At 45.7% G+C, this 20502-nt stretch carries 18 protein-coding genes and 1 pseudogene; 9 read left to right on the top strand and 10 right to left on the bottom strand.

Features of this window, described 5'->3' with window-relative positions:
- Positions 1-111: 111 nt before the first annotated feature.
- Positions 112-798: a ribosomal protein S18-alanine N-acetyltransferase gene (gene rimI / locus QUB10_RS25995; protein ID WP_333206078.1), complete on the bottom strand. Its 687-nt coding sequence runs from the start codon at positions 796-798 to the stop codon at positions 112-114.
- A gap of 179 nt (positions 799-977) precedes the next feature.
- On the opposite strand from rimI, the gene lysA reads away from it, so the two are divergent.
- The 4 genes and pseudogenes from lysA to QUB10_RS26015 all read left to right on the top strand — a co-directional run bounded on the left by lysA (position 978) and on the right by QUB10_RS26015 (position 5880).
- Positions 978-2396 (top strand): diaminopimelate decarboxylase, encoded by a 1419-nt coding sequence (lysA, locus tag QUB10_RS26000; protein ID WP_333206079.1) that lies wholly within the window; start codon positions 978-980, stop codon positions 2394-2396.
- A 230-nt stretch (positions 2397-2626) separates the two neighbouring features.
- Complete coding sequence (gene cdaA / locus QUB10_RS26005; RefSeq protein ID WP_333206080.1) at positions 2627-3520, top strand: diadenylate cyclase CdaA; 894 nt, start codon at positions 2627-2629, stop codon at positions 3518-3520.
- Between the two features lie 268 nt (positions 3521-3788).
- Positions 3789-5061 (top strand): annotated as a pseudogene (gene iscB, locus QUB10_RS26010) (RNA-guided endonuclease IscB).
- A gap of 72 nt (positions 5062-5133) precedes the next feature.
- The gene (locus QUB10_RS26015) at positions 5134-5880 is read left to right on the top strand and encodes an isoprenyl transferase (RefSeq protein ID WP_333102290.1); all 747 of its coding nucleotides are present in this window, start codon (positions 5134-5136) and stop codon (positions 5878-5880) included.
- A gap of 138 nt (positions 5881-6018) precedes the next feature.
- On the opposite strand, the gene QUB10_RS26020 is transcribed toward QUB10_RS26015, so the two are convergent.
- The 6 genes from QUB10_RS26020 to QUB10_RS26045 form a co-directional block, all read right to left on the bottom strand.
- The gene (locus tag QUB10_RS26020; RefSeq protein WP_333151310.1) at positions 6019-6291 is read right to left on the bottom strand and encodes a DUF3143 domain-containing protein; all 273 of its coding nucleotides are present in this window, start codon (positions 6289-6291) and stop codon (positions 6019-6021) included.
- A 76-nt stretch (positions 6292-6367) separates the two neighbouring features.
- Positions 6368-6847 carry a J domain-containing protein gene (locus QUB10_RS26025; protein ID WP_333206081.1) on the bottom strand — a complete coding sequence of 160 codons (480 nt, stop codon included), beginning with the start codon at positions 6845-6847 and terminating at the stop codon, positions 6368-6370.
- Positions 6848-6996: 149 nt separating this feature from the next.
- Positions 6997-7575 (bottom strand): HAD family hydrolase, encoded by a 579-nt coding sequence (locus QUB10_RS26030; RefSeq protein ID WP_333206106.1) that lies wholly within the window; start codon positions 7573-7575, stop codon positions 6997-6999.
- A 62-nt stretch (positions 7576-7637) separates the two neighbouring features.
- Positions 7638-8486: an Rpn family recombination-promoting nuclease/putative transposase gene (locus QUB10_RS26035; protein WP_333206082.1), complete on the bottom strand. Its 849-nt coding sequence runs from the start codon at positions 8484-8486 to the stop codon at positions 7638-7640.
- Positions 8487-8548: 62 nt separating this feature from the next.
- Entirely contained in the window at positions 8549-10132 is a 1584-nt protein-coding gene (locus QUB10_RS26040) for a chloride channel protein (RefSeq protein WP_333206083.1), read from the bottom strand.
- 579 nt (positions 10133-10711) lie between these two features.
- A complete protein-coding gene (locus QUB10_RS26045; RefSeq protein ID WP_333206084.1) occupies positions 10712-12145 on the bottom strand; it encodes a hypothetical protein in 1434 nt (477 codons plus the stop codon).
- Between the two features lie 73 nt (positions 12146-12218).
- Between QUB10_RS26045 and QUB10_RS26050 the strand changes: the two genes are divergently transcribed.
- On the top strand, positions 12219-12833 hold the full coding sequence (locus QUB10_RS26050; RefSeq protein WP_333206085.1) for a pentapeptide repeat-containing protein: 615 nt from the start codon (positions 12219-12221) through the stop codon (positions 12831-12833).
- Positions 12834-12983: 150 nt separating this feature from the next.
- Here QUB10_RS26050 and QUB10_RS26055 read toward each other — a convergent pair whose 3' ends face one another.
- The 3 genes from QUB10_RS26055 to QUB10_RS26065 all read right to left on the bottom strand — a co-directional run bounded on the left by QUB10_RS26055 (position 12984) and on the right by QUB10_RS26065 (position 14986).
- Positions 12984-13247 (bottom strand): hypothetical protein, encoded by a 264-nt coding sequence (locus QUB10_RS26055; RefSeq protein ID WP_333151323.1) that lies wholly within the window; start codon positions 13245-13247, stop codon positions 12984-12986.
- Positions 13248-13359: 112 nt separating this feature from the next.
- A complete protein-coding gene (locus QUB10_RS26060; protein WP_333151325.1) occupies positions 13360-14238 on the bottom strand; it encodes a peptidoglycan-binding protein in 879 nt (292 codons plus the stop codon).
- A 157-nt stretch (positions 14239-14395) separates the two neighbouring features.
- Entirely contained in the window at positions 14396-14986 is a 591-nt protein-coding gene (locus tag QUB10_RS26065; protein WP_333206086.1) for a C39 family peptidase, read from the bottom strand.
- Positions 14987-15211: 225 nt separating this feature from the next.
- Here QUB10_RS26065 and QUB10_RS26070 point away from each other — a divergent pair, with 225 nt between their 5' ends.
- The 4 genes from QUB10_RS26070 to QUB10_RS26085 all read left to right on the top strand — a co-directional run bounded on the left by QUB10_RS26070 (position 15212) and on the right by QUB10_RS26085 (position 20356).
- Positions 15212-16882 (top strand): NB-ARC domain-containing protein, encoded by a 1671-nt coding sequence (locus tag QUB10_RS26070; protein ID WP_333206087.1) that lies wholly within the window; start codon positions 15212-15214, stop codon positions 16880-16882.
- A gap of 212 nt (positions 16883-17094) precedes the next feature.
- Complete coding sequence (locus tag QUB10_RS26075; RefSeq protein WP_333206088.1) at positions 17095-18699, top strand: protein kinase domain-containing protein; 1605 nt, start codon at positions 17095-17097, stop codon at positions 18697-18699.
- Positions 18700-18832: 133 nt separating this feature from the next.
- A complete protein-coding gene (locus QUB10_RS26080) occupies positions 18833-19822 on the top strand; it encodes a tetratricopeptide repeat protein (protein WP_333206089.1) in 990 nt (329 codons plus the stop codon).
- A gap of 87 nt (positions 19823-19909) precedes the next feature.
- On the top strand, positions 19910-20356 hold the full coding sequence (locus QUB10_RS26085) for a hypothetical protein (protein ID WP_333206090.1): 447 nt from the start codon (positions 19910-19912) through the stop codon (positions 20354-20356).
- Positions 20357-20502 lie beyond the last annotated feature (146 nt).

Raw genomic sequence — 20502 nt, forward strand, 5'->3', positions numbered from 1 at the left:
TGTTGAAGTAATTCTGCATCGGCAAGTTGATTCTGCGAATCAAGAATCCCCTCGGCTTTAGCCAGGGGAGTGTCAATTGTCAAAACCAGTTAAATACGCAACAAATTACACTCAAAAATCAAAATTATCGATCGCCAAATGCCAGTTTTTCTGATGCAGCCGATCGCACATCTGCACTTTCTCATCCGCCAAATATCGCTGAAATTCCGGTTTTTCCAGACCGCTGCGCCACATCACCAGAGCATCTTCTCCAGTGTCTTCGTAGTATCGCTTGCGCCGTCCAGCCTCTTTAAAACCAAACTTTTTGTACAGGGAAACTGCGGCTAAATTCGAGTCCCGCACTTCTAAAGTTGCCCGTTCTAATTGTCTGTCACAAGCCGATTTTAGCAAAGCCAAAAGCAGAGCTTGTCCCAAACCCTGACCTTGAAACTGAGGATGAATTGCCAGCATTATAATGTGAGCTTCTTCTAAAATCGCCCACAAACAACCGATACCAATGAGAGTTGGCGGAATCTGTAGGGGCGGTGTCTCCGTGCCCGCCCGAATCTGTAGGGGCGGTGCCCCCGTGCCCGCCCGAATCTGTAGGGGCGGTGCCCCCGTGCCCGCCCGAATCTGTAGGGGCGGTGTCCCCGTGCCCGCCCCCTCCCATGTCCAAAGACCTAATAAATCGCTGTTAGGACTGTCTAACTCGCGCCTGTAGCCTTCGAGCGCCCAAAGTCCGCCAAAACAAAGTCGATCGAGTTCGACTGCACTGTTGAGGTCTTCTGTGGCGAGATGTTTAATTTGTAGAAAACGCACAGTCGATTTTAAATTTTAGATTTGAGATTTTAGATTGGATAATTACTCACTGCAAGGATGCGGAGTTGGATCGAGTCTCAGTCAGTCAGCCTGCTTGCGGAATGAATCTGGGGGCAACTGACCCAATTGCTTGCCGTCAATTGTACACTGGGAAAGACCGTAAGGATAGTTATTGCGCGATGGTATCAACTCAATCTTTCGGGGTGGAATCGGGACTTAAGTATCTGTCTGAGTCTCAACAAGCCCTGCAAACTCGATCGCCCAATCAAGAACTGTTACCGCTGACAGCCAGTGTTAACAGCAGCGATCGGTTGGAAATCGGAGGCTGCGAGGTGACAGCTTTGGTGGAGCAATTTGGCTCGCCGTTGTATATTTTAGACGAAGAAACGTTGCGGGCGGCTTGTACCCAGTACCGGGATGCTTTTAAGCGTTACTATCGGGGCGAATCTCAAGTGCTCTATGCTTCTAAAGCTTGGAGTTGTTTGGCAGTTTGCGCGATCGCAGCGGACGAAGGTTTAGGCATAGATGTCGTATCCGCCGGAGAAATCTACACTGCACTGCAAGCCGGTGTCAGTCCCGACAAAATCTACTTCCACGGTAACAACAAGTCCCGCGAGGAACTGCGGCTAGCTGTCGAAAGCGGCTGCATTACCGTAGCCGACAATTGGCGGGATTTAGAGACTCTAGCAGAGTTGGGAGAATCGGGTGTCAGCAGCCTCACAGGTGGGCCGACACGAGTTATGGTGCGGTTTACTCCTGGAATTGAGTGTCACACCCACGAGTACATTCAGACGGGTCAAATCGATAGTAAATTTGGCTTTGATCCCAACTCGCTCGATCGAGTATTTAAATTCATCAGCCAACAATCGTCGTTATTTTGCGTGGGAGTGCACGCTCACATCGGCTCTCAGATTTTTGAACTGCAACCCCATGACGATTTAGCCGAAGTCATAGTTCAGGCCTTGACTAAAGCACAGAGTTATGGTTTACCAGCAACAGAAATTAATATTGGTGGCGGGTTGGGCATTCGCTATACTGAAGCGGACGATCCTCCCAGCATTGAAGATTGGGCTCGTACAATTTGCTCTGCAGTGGTAGCAGCTTGCGAACGGCAGAAATTGCCATTACCGAAATTGCTATGCGAACCGGGTCGATCGCTCGTCGGTACAGCTTGCGTTACAGCTTACACCGTTGGCTCTAAAAAAGTCATTCCGGAAATGCGGACGTATCTAGCTGTGGATGGAGGGATGTCCGACAATCCGCGTCCTATTACCTATCAATCAGTTTATCGAGTCCTCGCAGCCGGTAAAATGTCTGCTCCCTTAACGGAAACAGTGACAATTGCTGGGAAACACTGCGAGTCAGGGGATGTTCTGATTAAAGATGCCAAATTGCCAGAGTGTCAGGCCGGAGATGTCCTCGCGGTTACGGCCACAGGGGCATACAATTACAGTATGGCTTCTAACTATAACCGAGTACCCCGACCGGCAGCGGTTTTAGTGAGGAATGGGGAAGTTAACACGATTATACAGCGGGAAACTTACCAGGATTTGCTGAGGCTTGACCGCCTTCCTGAACGACTCGGAGCTCCAAAGTAAAAACTTAGAAGTTAAAAGTTAAAAGTTAAAAGAAAGACAATCCATGTTTACTTAGTGATGATTGCTTTTTCACTTTTAACTTTTGCCTTGTTCAGTCACGCGATTGGATTGACACTTCCCGGTCTAAAAATACGGGGATTTTCAGCATATTCCTTATAACAACTGTTCATGGTTCATGGGTTCGAGTGCATCACGGTTCGCGGTTCACAGGCGGTAGCGTTCGATGAACCATGAACAATCAACAATCTGGCTTTGACTTGGCCCTCGTTCAGTCCTTATTGATTCAAGGGATCGATATTGGACTGGTTTTTGCCCTTGCGTATTTGGTGCTCGTCATTGTTGGCGAGCGCAGAACGCTGTGGATGGTACGGGGATTTATTATTTTGATGCTGGCGGCGGCGGTGAGCAACTGGGCTGGATTGAGGCTGTTGCACGTTGCCCTCAACAGCTTGGTGACGGGTTCTGCTGTGGCAATGGCGGTAATATTGCAGTCGGAGTTTCGCCGATTTCTGGAACAATTGGGTCGGGGGGAATTTCGGCAATTGTTTGGACGCGATCGCCGACCCAATCCCGAACCGGACAGCGTAATAGATGAAATTGTGGACGCAGTAAAAGAACTTTCGCAAAACCGCACGGGCGCTTTACTAATTATAGAAACAGATTCTCCGATCGACGATCGAGATTTTTCTGTGCCGGGATTAAAGCTAAATGCTGAAGTTTCTAAAGAATTGTTGCAGACTATCTTTCAGCCGCAAACTTTGCTGCATGACGGAGCTGTTTTGATTCGAGGTTCGCGGATCGTGTCGGCGGGGGTAATTTTGCCTTTGTCGGATCGCACTGCGTCGCGGCAGTTGGGAACCCGCCACCGGGCGGCGATGGGGATTACGGAACGGGTGCAAGCTTGCGTGTGCGTGGTGGTGTCCGAGGAAACGGGTTCTATTTCTTTAGCCCAGATGGGACTTTTAAATCGACCTTTGACTAGCAACAAACTTAAGGAATTGCTGGAAGCAAAGCTGTTTCCGTCCGAGGGAGAAAGAGCTGTGGCTCCAATTCCGATCGGCAATCTCGGACGCCAGATAGGATTGAAGGGAGTGACGCTATTAAAACGGATACTGCGCCGTTAGTCGGGTAATCGGGAGAAACCGTCAATCACCCGGCGCTGCTCGGAGTACCGAGACAGCGCGGGCACAGAAAGAGCCTAGTTGACCAGTCTAAGTGGTTCGCCCACTACGTTTAAGGTAAGCGTTGAAGTACCTACCGGAAAATGCGTGCTAGTTTTCCGCTCTAGAACTTAAAAGTTAAACAGGTGTAAGGGTTAAGCCAGTGCTTTTAAGATAGTTACCGACCTTAAACATTGACGCAGCAAACATTACCCCGTAAGGGAGGACTTAAATGTCTAATTTTGTTTTTGTACTTGATACCAAAAAACGACCGCTCAATCCAATCCGCCCAGGATTGGCACGTAAATTGCTAACTAATGGCAAAGCTGCTGTCTTCAAAAGGTATCCATTTACGCTAATTTTGAAAGTAGAGGTAACTATACCGCAAAAACCAATTACTCTTAAATTAGATCCTGGCTCCAAGGCCAGCGGAATTGCATTAGTGCAAGGAGAAAACGTAATCTTTGGTGCAGAACTAACACACCGAGGTCAAGCTATCAAAGCCAGTCTGGAGTCTCGTCGTTCATTGCGTAGAGGTAGAAGAAATCGCCATACCCGCTATCGTCGGGCCAGATTCTTAAACAGGACTCGCCCTAAAGGTTGGCTAGCACCAAGCTTGCAACACCGCGTCGAAACAACCCTAACATGGGTAACTAGATTGATGAAGCTTGCGCCAATTTCGTCTGTTATTCAAGAGCTTGTGCGATTCGACCTCCAGCAATTAGAAAACCCAGAGATTTCTGGGATTGAATACCAGCAAGGCGTTTTATGGGGCTACGAGATCCGGGAATATTTGCTGAATAAATGGGGCCGGAAGTGCGCTTACTGTGGTGTGATTAATACACCGCTACAAGTCGAACACATTCATCCCAAAGCTAAAGGTGGATCTAACCGTATTTCTAATCTTTGTCTTGCTTGCGAAAAATGCAACATTAAGAAAGATACTCAAAATATTGAGCAATTCCTCTCTAAAAAACCAGAGATTTTGAAACGGATTCTGTCTCAAGCAAAACGTCCTTTGAAAGATGCAACAGTGGTTAATTCTACTCGTTGGGCGTTATTTAATCGACTCTGTACAACTGGCTTGCCTGTTTCTACAGGCAGTGGCGGTTTAACTAAGTTCAATCGCACTCGATTAAATTTAGCTAAAACTCATTGGCTAGATGCAGCTTGTGTTGGAAAGGTCGAGTCGTTGAAGATTTTAACAAACAAGCCACTATTGATCAAGGCAACTGGTCACGGGATACGTCAAATGTGCCGTACCGACAAATTTGGCTTTCCATCTCGCTATGTCCCCAGACTTAAGTTTATTAAAGGTTTTCAAACGGGAGATATCGTCAAAGCGGTTGTGACCTCTGGTAAAAAAGTTGGTATATACGTTGGACGTGTTGCCGTAAGAACCAGTGGTTCATTCAATATTTCTGCCGAGCGAATTGGTGTCAGGAATTAGCCACAAATATTGTTCAATTGTTCACAGAAAGGATGGTTATTCGTATGCAGCATAAACCTTGCCCCCCTTTTCCTCTCGCCACTGACCTGGGTACAGGTACAGTGGGAGTATCCAAGGGGGAAGACAGATGAGTCAAGGAATTTGCTTGGAAAAGTTGCCGGAGGATCTGCAACAGGAACTACTGCCTAAGCACATAGCAGTGATTATGGACGGGAACGGGCGCTGGGCTCAGAAGAGGGGGTTGCCGCGGATTGCGGGACACCGCCGAGGAGCTAGCACTCTGAAGGAACTGTTGCGCTGCTGCAAAGATTGGGGGATTCCAGCTTTAACGGCCTATGCTTTTTCGACGGAGAATTGGGGGCGGCCGGCCGGAGAGGTGGATTTTTTAATGAGTTTGTTTGAGGGAAAGTTGCGGCAAGAATTGCGGGAGATGGTGGACGAGGACGTGCAAATTCAATTTATGGGGAATTTGCAGGCTTTGCCGAAGTCTTTGCAGGCGCAAATCGAGCGTTCTGTGACGGCAACTCAGCACAATCAGGGGATTTTGTTTACGGTGGCGACGAATTACGGGGGGCGTCAGGAGATTGTACAAGCTTGTCGGGCGATCGCCACTCAGGTGAAAGAGGGCAAGTTGCAGCCGGAGGAGATTGATGAGGTTTTATTTAAACGCTATTTGTATACTGCTGATGTTTGTGACCCGGATTTACTAATCCGGACGAGTGGGGAAATGCGGTTGAGCAATTTTTTACTATGGCAAATGGCTTATTCGGAAATTTACATTACTGAGACGCTGTGGCCGGATTTTGATCGATCGGAGTTTCACCGCGCTTTGTCTGATTATCAGAAGCGCAGCCGCCGATTTGGCAAAGTCTAACGATTTTGGATTTGGGATTTTAGATTTTACATTTTTTGGTTGATTTTTTAGTTTCCAAGTAGGTCATCTCCTGCTCAACATAACGATTTTAGATTTTAGATTGGAGGACAAATCTAAAATCTAAAATCTAAAATCAAATTAGGGGCCGGAGAAAACGGCCGCTTCAATGTCCTGACGTGAGAGGGAGTATTTGAATGCTCGCTGAATGTCTTGGCCGTCGGCTCCAGCATCGATGTACCGGATGGTGAGTTGGTCGATATCGAGGGATAGTTCTGCTTTCCAGGTAGGTCGATCGATCTGCCAGCAGTGGAGTTCTCGCCGATCTTGCTGGCAGCCTCGGCTTTTTAGCCACTGCTCGATTTCTGGGAGTGGATGGTTGTACAAAGGAGTGTCAGCGGAAGGAAGAGTCATGGGATTTTAGATTTTAGATTTTAGATTTTAGATTGGGGATTTCCGATTTTAGATTGGGGATGTCGGATTTGAGGCTTTAATTGCCACGAATTAAGCCGATCGCGATCGCCAGTACCAAACATCCGATTAAGCTAGCTCCCATGATAAACAGGGCGAACATTTCTCCGGGGGAAAGAGGTCGATCCGTGGGATCTAGGTAAGCGGAGTTGGAAGTTTTTTTGCCCGATCCCGAAAGTGGAGTATTGAAGCCTGGGGGTGGCCCAATCACGTTCAGGCGAGAATAGCCTATTTTGAGGTCGTAGGCGAGGCGACGTTCTGGGTTGCTGAGGGTGGCGTAGGCGTTGTTGAGCTGTTGAAATTTGGCTGTGGCGACGGAGGGCGGCAGCTCGGTGGTATCGGGATGGTAGAGTTTGCTCAGTTCCCGGTACGAGCGCCGAATTTCGATCGGCGATGCGGAAGGATGCAGCCCTAACAAGCCGTAGTAACTAGAACCCAAGGGGGTTTTGCCGGGTATTTTCTGACTTTTGCTGTTTGCCGTTCCCTCGTTAGGAGTCACCTCAGCGCCTCTGGGCTTGTTGTTTATAATTTTTGATTATTTTAGAGCAGATTTGAGGGTAGCGCCACTGTCTGCGATTTCGAGGGGTTGAGGGTGGGCGATCGGGATAGCCAAAATGAGTGAGCTTCAGCGGGTAATATCATGTCCGTTTACTGCGCGTTTGAGATTTCTGACTCACCGAGCGATGGGGCAAGCTGATTTCGCCAGAACCTTTTCTCGACGCTGCGGATATTTTCTGCATCTCTCAGTTGCTCCAAGTAAAGCAGCAAATACTTCAATTCATCGTCCGTCTCATCGCCCTCAAAGGGGTTTACTCGCACTAGATTGCCATAGCTGCGCTCCCACTTTTGATGCGTATCGTCCACTGCAACGATTGACTCTAGATGATAACCTTTGCGCTTGACTTTTTTGATGTTTTTGCGATTGTAATATTCACCCAAGTCAAGATCGCAAGCAACTGTGCAGCGATCGCTTGCCCACACAAATGATAAAGTTTTAGGATTTTCAAAGATGGCTGACACAATTGCGATCGCATAAGACGGCGTAGAAGATGTCCACACAGCAACCTCAAACCAGTCTAGGCAATTTTTCAAAAACACATCAAGAAACGGTCGTTTGTAAACGTGATATGGCTCCACCCAAAAATCAGCTTGCCGGGGGAGAGATGCTTCGGTAGCATAAATTAAAGTTTCATCCAGATCGAGAATCAGTAGTTTTTTTTGGACAATCCATCATCAAAAATCGTTCCTCACTAAGTCTAGCTTCACTTTTTCTCCCCTATTACTGTAAACTATGAATCTCCCCGCAAATTCTGCACCTCCTCAACGCTAAGCCCCGTAACTTGGGCGATCGTGGCATTATCTAGCTGTGAAAGTAATTGTCTGGCGATCGCCCGCTTCTCGAATCGCTTGCCTTGTTCTATGCCTTCTAGAGAAGCCTTAATAATTGCTCCCTGTTGGTCATAAATAAACTGTTCTCTTCTGTCCAAATCTTCCACTTCCTCTCGGCTTAACTTGGCTTGATTCGCAATATTAAAAGCTTCATGTATTTCTGGTATGCTATCCATTGTTTCTGGAACCGATGTCAGACTTCTGGCATTTTTCATGAAATAAACCCATTTGTCTGCTAAAGTTTCAAGTTCCTCCTGTCCTTTGGTAAACTTTGGCAACTCTACAAACACTAAATCCAGATCGTTTTCGGGATAAATAAAGTTTTTATTTACTTCTTTGAACACAAATCTGGAAATAAATTCTGGGCTGTTAGGAAACATTTCAAAATCAGTAATTGTCAGAGCAATTACTGGCTTCAGCAATCGATAGCCTTGTGCTGCTTCCAATTGAAAAGCGTAAGTCTTCGCTGCATTGTACAAAACTCGTTTCCCAAAAGACTGGACGTTGAGCACTTGCATTTCAATAATTACTAAAGTGCCGTCGCTTAGTTTGGCTTTCACATCCAGATAAGTATCTTTTAAGCCTTCTAGTTTGGGTGGTAGATTCGGGTTGATAATTTCTAAGTCTTGAATTGTGGGATTGCCTTCATAAATCAAGGCGTTGAGAAAGCTAATTAGAATCTCTTTGCTTTCTGAGGAACCGAATATTTTTTTGAAGGCGTAATCGGTTTTCGGGTTGATAAATATCATAGTTGTCAGATTTAGCTTTAAGGCGATCGGTTTTGTGACGAAGCAACGGGATCTGAGCTGGGTCAAACTGCTGATTTTGTTTCAGGTAATGGTTTGACATTTTCCGGCAAATGTGCATTGGCGATCGCCAGCACAGGCTCATCGTCCCTGTGTTCGCCGTCGGGGGGAATTTGGCAAGAAATCAGTTCTGTGACGATGCGATCGCCCAGAACATCTTCCCAATCTTGCAACTGTTCTCTGGCTTTGATAGGTGTATTGACAGCCACGTCTACGCCCATTTGCTGAAGGTTGAGGCTGTGGGCTGTCGATCGGCGGTTGACCCACTCCACCAGCCAAACGCTCAAGCCGACTGCTGCCATCAAAGGCAAGACAATCCGATAATCGCGGGTTAATTCAAACATCAACAGGATGGCTGTCAGCGGTGCTCTGGCGCTGCCGGCGAGGACGGCGGCCATTCCCACCATTGCGTAGGCGGCAGGGCCAGCGACTCGATCGCTCATTGCCGGCAGCATTTCCAAAAAGAGGCCGTAAGCCGAACCCAGGGAAGCTCCCAAAAACATCGCCGGAGCGAAAATGCCGCCAACTAAACCACTGCCGAGGCTAATTGCGGTCATCGCCAGTTTGACAAACAGCAGCAGCAACAGCAAAGGCAAGGAAAATTTAACATCTTGGAGCATCGCTTGGACTGTTTCGTAGCCAACACCCAAAATTTGAGGCAATTGCAGGGCGACTAAGCCGACTGCGGCCCCGCCGATGATCGGGTGAAGCGGCCGGGGCAGTCGTCCGAGCCAAGCAAATCCTCGGACTTTTCCTTGAAAACAGCCCTCGGCTAATTGAATTGCTTCTGTGTAGGCTAGAGACACTCCGCTCGCTAAAAGTCCCAATCCCATGTACAGAGGCAGTTCTAGGGGGCTGCGGACATCGTATATCGGCAAAGAAAAGGCCGGCTGAGCTCCCAAGCAGATTTGAGCGATGAGCGCCGAAACTACGGCGGAGAGCAAGACAACGCTGACTGACGAAGTGGCGAAGGTGCTGCCGAGCACGACTTCTAAGGCAAAGAACACTCCGGCGATGGGAGAGTTAAACCCGGCGGATAAACCTGCTGCTGCTCCCGCGCCCAGGAGCAAGCGCTGCCGTTCTGGGGAGAGCTGTAAAACTTGAGCCAGCAGCATTCCGAAGTTGGCGCCGATTTCGACGCTGGGGGCTTCCGGGCCGAGGGAGGCGCCGGTGCCGAGGGAAACTGAGGCTGCCACCATTTTGGTGATGGGTTTGAGGGGGGAGAGTTCTTGCAGGCCGCGGGTGGCTGCAATTAAGGAAGACATATTCGGGCCAAAGTCCCGAAACCGCCAGCGCATCAGCCCGATGATGACTCCGCCGAGGGTGGGAATGCAGGCTAGCGTCCAAGAGCCTTTGGACGCGATCGCCCCCATGAAGTCTTCCAGCATCAGGCTGTGGATGAAGTGGATGAGGTAGTGAAAAGTGACGACGCCTGCGCCCGTAACTCCCCCGATGACTAGGGAGAGAATGAGCAGGAGGGTTTCTGGGCTGGGGTGCAGACGGTTGAATAGCGGGCTTAGGCGGGAGGCTTGGGGAGTTGCTGCAGTTGGCCCGGGTGGCGGCAGATCCACAGGAGGGATGGCTCTCATTTAGCGGTTAATTCTTCGGTGAGAAGTTATATAATATTACAATTTATTTCTTATTTTCATTTTGAGTGATTTTAGGGGAATTGACAACTTATATTAAGGCGTATTTTAGGGTAAATTTTTTTGGCTGGCCGCTGGGGTGGAATGACTGATTCTGAGGAGCGGCGGATTTGGCGTGATTGTATGCTCAGTTACATTCAAACTTAGATATACTCTGGCGATAATCCTAATTAACTATATTTATAGTTTTGCCGCTTATACCAATTTAATGTGAAGTTGCACATATCTCGATCCCCCTCGCATACCCCTGATTGTTGGGGTGTAGGGGTTGACTTTGAGAAGAATCTTGTCCCACCCCCTACTCCCCTTATGAAGGGGGGTTAGGGGGGATCAGATTCTACGGGGCCTCATAAAAAATTGGTATTAGGCCGATCGCATCAGTGAACTAGCAATATCATAGAACTCAGTAAAAAACAACTTTCCAATTAAAGAATTGGCGATGGGAGATTTTACCTTACAAGCACAAATCTCAAACCACAAACCTCAAATCTCCAATTTTAAATTCCTTGGTCGCGCATACTATCATATCGGTTGTTGAGTGGGCGGGATTCTTGGTCTGGGTTTGGCGATCGACATTAGCGGATCGCCGATGGTGGCGACTTTCCAGGGTGGGGATTCTAGCTGACGTGCTGCGATTAAAAAGGGTGATCCTCGCTTTAGGCGATCGACCATTATTTTAGGTGGAATAAATGCCGATAAAAAAGGTTCGTTGACGCTGCCAATATATGCGTAAGCACCATTCTCTAGCCACCTTCCGGCAACGGTGTTTGTGTCATCTGGCGCTGCTGCTGACCAACTGTGGATCATGTGGATTGCTGCGGGAAATTGGAGTTTTGGTATGTCTTCAACTAAAGCGTCGCCGTTGCCCACTTGGAATGATTTTGGATAGCCTTTGGAATTCATTAATATTAAGTCAAATGTCCACGGTTTTGAAGCTAAACTCCGCCACTTTTCCAGGCTAGATTCTGGTTTCTGCACTACTTGGACATTTAAACCTATGGTTTTTAGTCCGCTAGCTGCTTCCTCCATTTCATATTTTGCCCAATTTCCTTCCTTGGGGTAACTGTCATAAAGCATGGCTGTTTGGCTGTCTAAAAATATGGCAGACATGGCTTGATAGATCGATCGTATCTCGGAACCGTAAATCCAGCCAACAGCCGCCCAGCGTTCGCCGTTGGGGTGTCTTCCCAAACCGTCGGTAACGGCTAGTTGTTCGTCTGGTTTTTCTGGAGATTGATATTTGACTGCTAGTTGGCGTACAATGGTTATTGTGTCGATCGGGTCTGCGAGTTGAGAATAAAAAAATCCGGTTGATTCGACAGCTTTTGTAACTGCTAGTTGCAGATTTTTCCACTGTGTGTTATTGAGGGTATCATTGGGTTTTCCGAAGTTGCCTTCTAGAAATACTAAAGGTTGGCCGTGAGCGGCTGCTAAGGCAACTGCTGCTGAGCGTGCGGGGTCATTTTCTGATGTGATTACTACTCCTGGGGGTTCCCAGCCGAGTTGCTTCCATTTTGCTTTTAAGGTTTGAGTATCCGTGGCATTCCAGGCGGCTGCTGTGGCGTTCAGCATTAATTGCTGGAGTTTTTGATTTTTTGGCAGTTGCTGTTTGATGCTTGGCAAACGGACTATTTCTTCGGGTTGAAAGCGCTGCAAAAACATGGGGGCATATTTTTTGTCTTCGATGAGAATAGGCCAGTTTCCTTTGAGATTCCATTTTTGGATGGCTGCTAAAAATGTGGCTTCGTCGGGTACTAAAACTACGCGGTTGACTGTTGGTATGTTGGATCGGAGGATGGCGGCTCGGAGGCCTGTTTGAATTGGCCAGGGTTCTTGTTTGGCTGAGGCGGGAAGTTGAAAGGGTTTTGTGAAAAGGCGATCGCACCCGACACCGATTATTGCTAAGCTTACAAGAAGTGCGATCGCGAGTAATTTAAATTTTAACTGTTTTTTCATAGGGGCACGGGAAAGAAGGAACTAGGTTATAAATACGAACAATTATCGAAATATTTTTAGGGGCTGCAAGCGGATGTTTAGAGGCGCGGGACAAAGTAAGATTGTAAGTGCGATCGGGCTGGCTACTTTTAGTATTATTGCCTTAGCAACTACAGGTTTAATAATTTTCGCAGCGAACCGTTCGTCAGTCAAGCATCAAGTCCGGCAATTGCTGACAGCGAGGGAATGTCAAGGTTGCAATCTTTCCGGGGCGAATTTGAGCGAAGTTTCTCTGGAAGGCGTCAATTTAGAAAAAGCCAACCTAAAAGATGCGAATTTGTGGAGCGCGCATTTGGTAAAGGCTAACTTGAAACAGGCAAATTTGGCTGGGGTTTATCTGATAAGCAGCAATTTGGCAGGGGCAAATTTGGAGGGAAGCAATCTAGAAAATGCGTTTTTAGAAGATGCTTATTTGGGAGGAAGTAATTTGAGAACGGCTAACTTAAGAGGTGCTTTTATGAAAGGTATTTTTCTCGTTAACGCTGACTTGGAGGGGGCTAATTTGGAGGGGGCTAATCTGTGGATGGCTAATCTGGAAAGTGCTAATTTGAAGGGTGCTAATCTGAGAAATGCTTTGCTGTTGGATACTAATTTGGCAGGGGCGAATTTAAAGGGTGCGGTGATGCCTGATGGTAGGCGACAGGAATGAAAGTCAGTTGTCAGTTGTCAGTTGACAGTTGTCAGTTGATAGTTGTCAGTTGTCATTAATCAGAGCAGAGGGCGATCGCACCTGCAACCTTCATTTCTGGTTATTTAGTGAGGAGATGAAGGGGTGAGGTGCGATCGACTTAACTAGACTTTACTTAGACGGAGAACCTTCTGCAAATCTTTGAATAGCTTTTGGTGCAAAAGCAGCAGCTAAAAAAGCAGTTGTAATCTCTTTGCCATCAGCGTTTTTGGTAGTTATTGTGATTGCGCCAAACACAATCGCTGCAATCAGCGCAATCAAACTCATAGCTCGCATTGTCGAGTATTTTCCATTATCCTCTTGCAAAACTTGTGCAAAATCTTTTCCGCGATCGGCATCGTTTGCTTGAGTCTCAACCATAGAAGAATGTGTCATTTGATTAACCTCATAAATATACATAGAAATGGTAAGTAACCATCGGGCAGGCAGAATGCCTACTTGTTGAATTTTTAGGTGGAAGTTCCCCCACGGAGGGGGCAACTTCTGTTTAGGCTATGGCGTTGAAATAAGACTCGGCGAACTCCGCGATGAGGTCAGCCCTGTCCCGTCCATTCACTATTGTTCTGGCGTTGAAGAAATCGCGTCGATCGCCCACAATGGAACCACTCAAACCTACACCCGTAAAGCTACCATCGCGCATTCCCCGAACTAGAATCATGGCAGCAATTTCAGGGAGAGCGGCTTTTTCTGGATTATCTATCAAATTAATTCCGAGTTTTTCGCTCCAGATTTGATAGTTGCGACGACCTGTAATTTGGACAAAACCTCTGCCTTTAAAGCGAGGGCCATCACCGGGTTCAGTATTTCCTAAATCTTCGCGACCTTCATAATCCGACCCATCAGCTAATTCCATCATGAACCGTCCCAAAAGGGATTCATGTTGGGCCGTTGCAAAAACATAGGCAATTTGCCCTAGATCGACAACTCCATCGTTGAGACATTGATTGAGAATAAGAGGCAAATTTTTCTGAGCAAAGGGGCGAATTTCGGATGGGCATTGAGCAACATCTAAAATACGATCGATGCTAGGGAATCCATCGGGCATATCCGAAGTCTTGGGTGTGCGACTAACTATGATTATTTCTTCTGGCTTCACTTTCAGCAACTCAGCCCAGGTATTGCGATCGACTTTTCCTGTTACCTGTAGTCCGCCGGGGACAAATTGGCTTTTATTAGCAGGGCGCATCCGTTGAAATTGTTCGACTGCTGCTTTTGTGACAGACCCAAAAAGTCCGTCAATTTTGGCATCTTTGGGTAATAATCCCCAATCTTTCAAGCGCCTTTGCAGGATTTCTACCTCGTCAATCAGGTGAGGGCTATCAATAATCCCGTCATTGATTTGTAACTCGACTTTTTTAATGGTCATATTCAGTTCTCCAAGTAGTAATGATGTTTGTAGTAAGCACTTCAGTCTTTGGTTGCAGGTTTGGGAAAAATGCGGACTAAAGTCCTCACTACAAACTTTTTTTATTCAGGGGCTTTACCGGACGCAATTTTAATTGCAAACGCAGTAAGTTTTTCGGCTATTTAGAAATTCGATGCAGCCACATTGTTGCAGTAGATTCGATCGTGCTACTGTCCCAATTGTCATAAAAAGATAAAGCTTCACGCAAACTAGAGGCATTGCCCGCGGAGGATATCAATTTACCGCTGTATAACTTGTTTTCGCCCTTGTTATCTGGTGAAAATCGGGAATTTTTCCGATAGCCTGAGTGGAACCATTCTCCTGCTGGGTCATTCACAAAAAAGTCACCACTGGCGTTATAACCGCGAATAACTAGAATGTGACCTGAATTCGTCCAAAAACCGTGCAATATACAGATCTCGCCAGAATCGAGAGACCGAGTGATGTCTGAAAGACTTCCCTTTAATGTCAACTTATCTCTCAACCCTAAACCCTCTAACAATCTTTTGATGCCATCGGGAGAACCGTGATCTATTCCCTGCCGATCGAAACGTTTTTTAACATCATCTTCGTACTGTGGAAAGGAACCTAAATCTGCAACTTGAAAGTATTTGAGACACATTGCCGCACTTGTAGCACCGCAAGTGCGCCAGGGCTGAATCTCGTTATCTTCTTGACTGAAATACGGAACGTTATGATTGACAGCCATAATTTACCTCAAGGTAAGTGTTGTAAACGATTGATTTGGCTTCAGACCATGTGTTTGAGCTGATATTTATACAGTAGCGAGTTGTTATTGTACGGTCGATATAGATAACCTAAGTTGTTAAAGTTCAATCCAAAAACAAAAAAACTGAGGCAACCTCAGTCTAACTAAGTAAACCTCAGTAAACTTCAGGTTATACTCAAGATCCAATGAAAAATTTTTAACCTTATGAATGTTGAAGAAGGGCTGAAACTCGCAGATACCGCGGTCTTTGCCAAAACAAACAGACACTTAAAAGATATAGAAGTAATAATTCTGAGGGGATCTTGGGAAGGGCAGGAGTATCATAAGATTGCAGAGGCTTACGGATATGCTGCCGAATACCTGATGCAAGATGTGGGCCCCAAGTTATGGAATCTGCTTTCGGAAGCTTTAGGGGAAAGAGTCAGTAAAAGAAACTTTCGATCGGCATTGGAAAGGCGATCGCACTTGCAGTCAGAGATAGCCGCACAGCCAATTGCACCAGAAATAGCCGAAGAATTGGTCAACATCGAGGATTTTGGCGATGTTTCAGGAGTTACAAGCACTCCTTTATGCCAAGATTGGGGTGAAGCGCCGGAAGTCTCAAATTTTTTCGGCCGCGCCGCAGAATTAAATACCCTCAGTCAATGGGTACTCCGCGATCGCTGTCGCTTGGTGGCGCTGTTGGGTATGGGAGGTATTGGTAAAACGGCTTTAACTGCTAAACTGGGAGAACAACTTCAGGGTGAATTTGAATATCTAATTTGGCGCAGTCTCCGTCATGCACCTCCCTTGCTGACAATCTTGACTGAGTTGAACTCATTTGCCAGCAGTTCCCCAGAAACGCAACTGCTAACTACTATAGGCGAGCAAATTTCTTCCCTAATCAAAAGTTTGCGCGATCGCCGTTGTTTGCTGATCCTAGATGATTGGGAAATGATTTTGCAAAGTGGAGATATCGCTGGGTATTACGGAGATGGTTATGAAGGGTACGGTCAACTATTGCGGCGAATCTCAGAAGAAAGGCATCAAAGCTGCTTGCTACTCCTATCGCGAGAAAAGCCTGTAGAGGTTGCATCTTTAGCAGGCGAAACCTTAGCTGTACGTGCATTACAAGTTAAAGGCTTAAAACCAACAGATGCAAAAATGCTTTTGGCAGCCATTGGCTTTTCTGCCTCAGAAAACGGCTTAGATGAACTGATACAAATATACCGAGGTAATCCTGCTGCACTGAAAATTACTGCTACCACAATTCAAGAGTTGTTTAATGGCAATATCAGTCAATTTATGGGTCAAAGCTCCTTAGTTATTGGCGATATTTTTGCCAATCTACTTAACGAACATTTTCAGCGGTTATCGGATTTAGGAAAAGCTGTCATGTACTGGCTGGCGATCGAACAGCAGCCGATTTCCTGGAACCAACTGAAAGCAAAATTATCAGCAGGCGTTTCTAGTTCAGAATTACTAACAGTATTAGAATCCTTGGTAAGACGTTCCTTAATCGAAAAAGAGCTTTCTCCCTCTAGTGCTGAAGCAAAATTCACTCTCGAACCCGTGATGATGAAATATCTCACCCATAATTCGATCGAACAAATATGCCAAAATATTCTCGAAGCAATGGAAGCGCAATCCACCGACAAGCTAGGTTTAATCGGAAGTCATGCTTTCGAGCGATCGCCAGAACTCAAGGACACTAAAATTACTCAGCTACACCCGATCTTAACCAAAGTTCGAGAACGCTTAGATTTAACTCGAATAAATAATAATTATCAAATGCAGCTAAAAGAACTTTTGTCAAAAGTGCGCGAGTGTCCTTCCCCAAAGCTTCAATATGCAGAGAAAAATTTTCTAAAACTGCTAGGAGAAACTGAAATATAGCGAGCCTAAATCATTTGGTAAAAAAATCTAGGGTTAAAGAATGCTGTTTGACTATTAGACTTAGATCCCCCCTAACCCCCCTTAAGAAGGGGGGGACCGGATGTACTCAAATTCCCCCTTTTTTAGGGGGAAGTCTTCTCAAAGTCCCCCTTCTTAAGGGGGATTTAGGGGGATCTAGAATCAGGTAAAAACGAGATTTCTCAAGAGGTTCTATGATTCCAGGTAACTTAATTCATCCAGGATTCATATTGCAAGGTCGCTACCAAGTTATCGATCGCATTGGTGGCGGTGGTTTTGGCGATATTTTTGAAGTAGACGATGGTGGCATTATCAAAGTATTAAAAGTTTTGAATTTAGATAACTTTAATAACCCAGATATTAAGCAAAAAGCCACCATTTTATTTCAGCGAGAAGCAGAGTTCTTAATGAGCCAAAGGCATCCTGGCATTCCTCGTGTAGAAACAGACGGATATTTTACTTGGCCTGAAGGTAGTAGCAAAGCCTTACCATGTCTGGTAATGGAAAAAATACCCGGTCAAAATTTACAAGAGTGGATGTTAGCAAGAGCGAATCAACCAATAACTACAGAAACAGCCATTGAGTGGTTAAATCAACTCACACAAATTCTCAATTTACTGCACGATCAGCAGTATTTTCACCGAGATATTAAACCGTCCAATATCATGTTAAAGCCGGATGGAAAATTGGTATTAGTTGATTTTGGTGCGGTGCGAGAAGTAACAGAAACTTACTTGCGACAACAAAAAGAAAATTATACTGGGACTGCGATTATTTCCGCTGGTTATACGCCAAGCGAACAAGCAGAGGGTCATGCAGTACCGCAATCTGATTTCTTTGCTTTAGGACGTAGTTTTGTTTATTTACTGACAGGAAAAGTGCCGATCGATTTACCTAAAAATCCTGACAATGGTGAATTAATATGGCGAGATAAAGCAACGCAAGTTTCACCGGATCTGGCAAATTTGCTTGACCAAATGATGGCGATTTTTCCCGGAAAGCGACCGCAAACTTGCCAGGAAATATTGCAAATTTTGGCAGGGGTAAACTCGCGATCGCCCTTGGAAAGATTGGCGAAACCGTTGCCAGAAATTAAACAATCGATCGAACCCAGTAAAACGAATCCTATTTTTGATAGGATTCGTTTTAACTGGGTAGGCAAACTAGCTCTAGCTAGCTTGTTTTTGCTAGGCGGTTTGTGGACTTTCTCACCCCAGATAGTATTTTATATTAACAAAGAAGGTTTGAGTAATTACAAAAATCAACGTTTAGATAATGCGGAATTATATTATAAAATAGCTCTATTATTTCAAGCAAATGATGGAAGAGTTAACTATAACTTAGGCGTAATTTATGAAGACAAACAAGAGTATGAAAAGGCTCGCGCTGCATATCAAATTGCTATCAATGCAGGTGTTAATAAAGCTTTAAATAATTTGGCGCGACTGGAAATTTTAGATAAACAATATGCGAAAGCTCTACCGCTGTTAGAAAAAGCTTTACCACTTGCCACAGATATTAAGACAACGTACACTATACACAAAAATTTAGGTTGGGCGCAGTTGGAGTTAGGGCGATATGAAGAGGCTAACAATAACCTGACGAAAGCGATTAATATTGCTAGCGATCGCTCTGTTGCTTACTGTTTGCAAGCTGTTCTTTTAGAACGTCAAGGCAATAAACAAGCATCTATATCTAATTGGAAAAAGTGCTATGATAAATTGCCATCTGAATTTCCTGAAGAACAGAGATGGGTGCTGCAAGAATTCAGCAAAAATTTTCAAAATTTAAAGTTATAGCGTATCTCCGATAGTCCGGCAGGGGTTTAAACCCCTGCCTCAAAGCACAAGTCCTCTTTTAGAGGACTAATGAAGATTTCCAAAGTTTATGCGATCGCTTCGCTATCGCGAACAATGAAAAATAATTTAGGTCATGAAAAATAATCATCCATCCAAGCTGACAGCAATCAATCTCAAAGGCAAAACATTTACTTACTTTGCTATTTTTGGGCTGACGCCTTTAATCCCGATCGTCACAGCGTCAAGAGTTGATCCGATAATTAATGGATTGCATCCTCAAGTTTCAGGTATCGATCGACCGGAAATGCTAGCGATCGACTGTGAGGATTATACTGCCGATCCTCGCGGGCCTCTTGATGTCTTAATTCCTTATATTATCAGTCCCCGACGCACTTTATTGCTGAACGATCAACCGAAATTGCGTTGGAATAAAGTTCCCGGTGTTAATAATTATACTGTTAGTTTAGTGAAAGGCGATCGCACAATTTGGGAAACAAAAGTTAATGGAAATGAGGTAGTGTATCCGGGAACACCACAACTGGAACCGGGATTTGTGTATTTACTGGTGGTAAAAGCTGAGAACGGCAGGACATCTGACGAGGAAAAACTGGGCGATCGAAGCTTCCGAATGCTACCACCGACCCAAAAGCAACTGGTGAAAGGGGCGATCGAGCAAATTAACAGTCAAAAAATTGCCGAGAAAACCAAAGCTTTGCAACGTGCTTATTTTTACATCGGTTCGGATTTGAAATCTGAGGCGATCGAGACATTGGAAGCATTGGTAGCAACGGGTTTTCAAGAAGCTATTGCCTATCGCAAGCTCGGCGATTTATACTGGCAAGAAGGGGTGACATTGCTGGCGGAGAGCAATTATCTAAAAGCACAGGAATTAGCTAGTGCAGCCAAAGACATCGGGGAGCAAGCGCAGTTAGAGGAGGCTTTGGGGGAGTTGTACGGGGCGATCGGCGAAAAGCAAGAAGCACTTCGCTGGTTGACGCAAGCCATAAACAGTCACAAAGCTTTAGGAAATACGCGAAAAGTTAAGGAACTGGAAACGCAGATTGCCAAACTCAAGGCAAGTTTGGCAAAACCGCAACGCTTTGCCGGAGGATTGGGGAGTTAATTTAGAGAAAATTTTGATTTTTCCCGGAGAACAGTTTTTAGAGTGAGTATGAAATTGGAAATCATGAGGTGAGAGGCAAGAACGAAAATGAGCGATGACAAATCTGCGATTCAGGTAGCTGATGAATTATTTCAGGAAGCTTACAAGGAGGTTGAAGCAAAAAACTATAGTGCTGCTTTACAACTTTGCCAAGCTGCTTTAGCTATTTATCAGAAAATTGGCGATCTAAGTGGTGTAGCATACACTCTAGCTAATATTGCCGATATATGCAGGCTCTCCTTAGAGTCACTATTACCAGAATTAGAAGAGTCAAATTTACCAATATCTGGAGATTCAAACTTTCGGGGAGAGCCATCTCCACCGCCACCGCCTTTATCAAGATCTGGAGATTCAAACTTTCGGAGAGCGACACCGCAAGTGTCAGAGCCACCTCCAACGCCAACGCCCCGTCGTTCAAGATCTGGAGATTCAAACTTTCGGAGAGCGGCACCGCAAGTGTCAGAGCCACCTCCAACGCCAACGCCCTCTCCTTAATGAAACAATCATTACTCAAATACAGCCGTTTTCAGGTATGTGAGGTACAGAGAAACCAGGTTTCTTGAAGAAACCTGGTTTCTGGGGTGTAATTCATAAACTCAAAAGTGCTGTATTTGCAATTAGCCAATTTTAGGAGAAGTATT

This window comes from Microcoleus sp. B5-D4 (genome assembly GCF_036705145.1).
In the GTDB taxonomy this organism is placed as follows: Bacteria; Cyanobacteriota; Cyanobacteriia; order Cyanobacteriales; family Microcoleaceae; genus Microcoleus.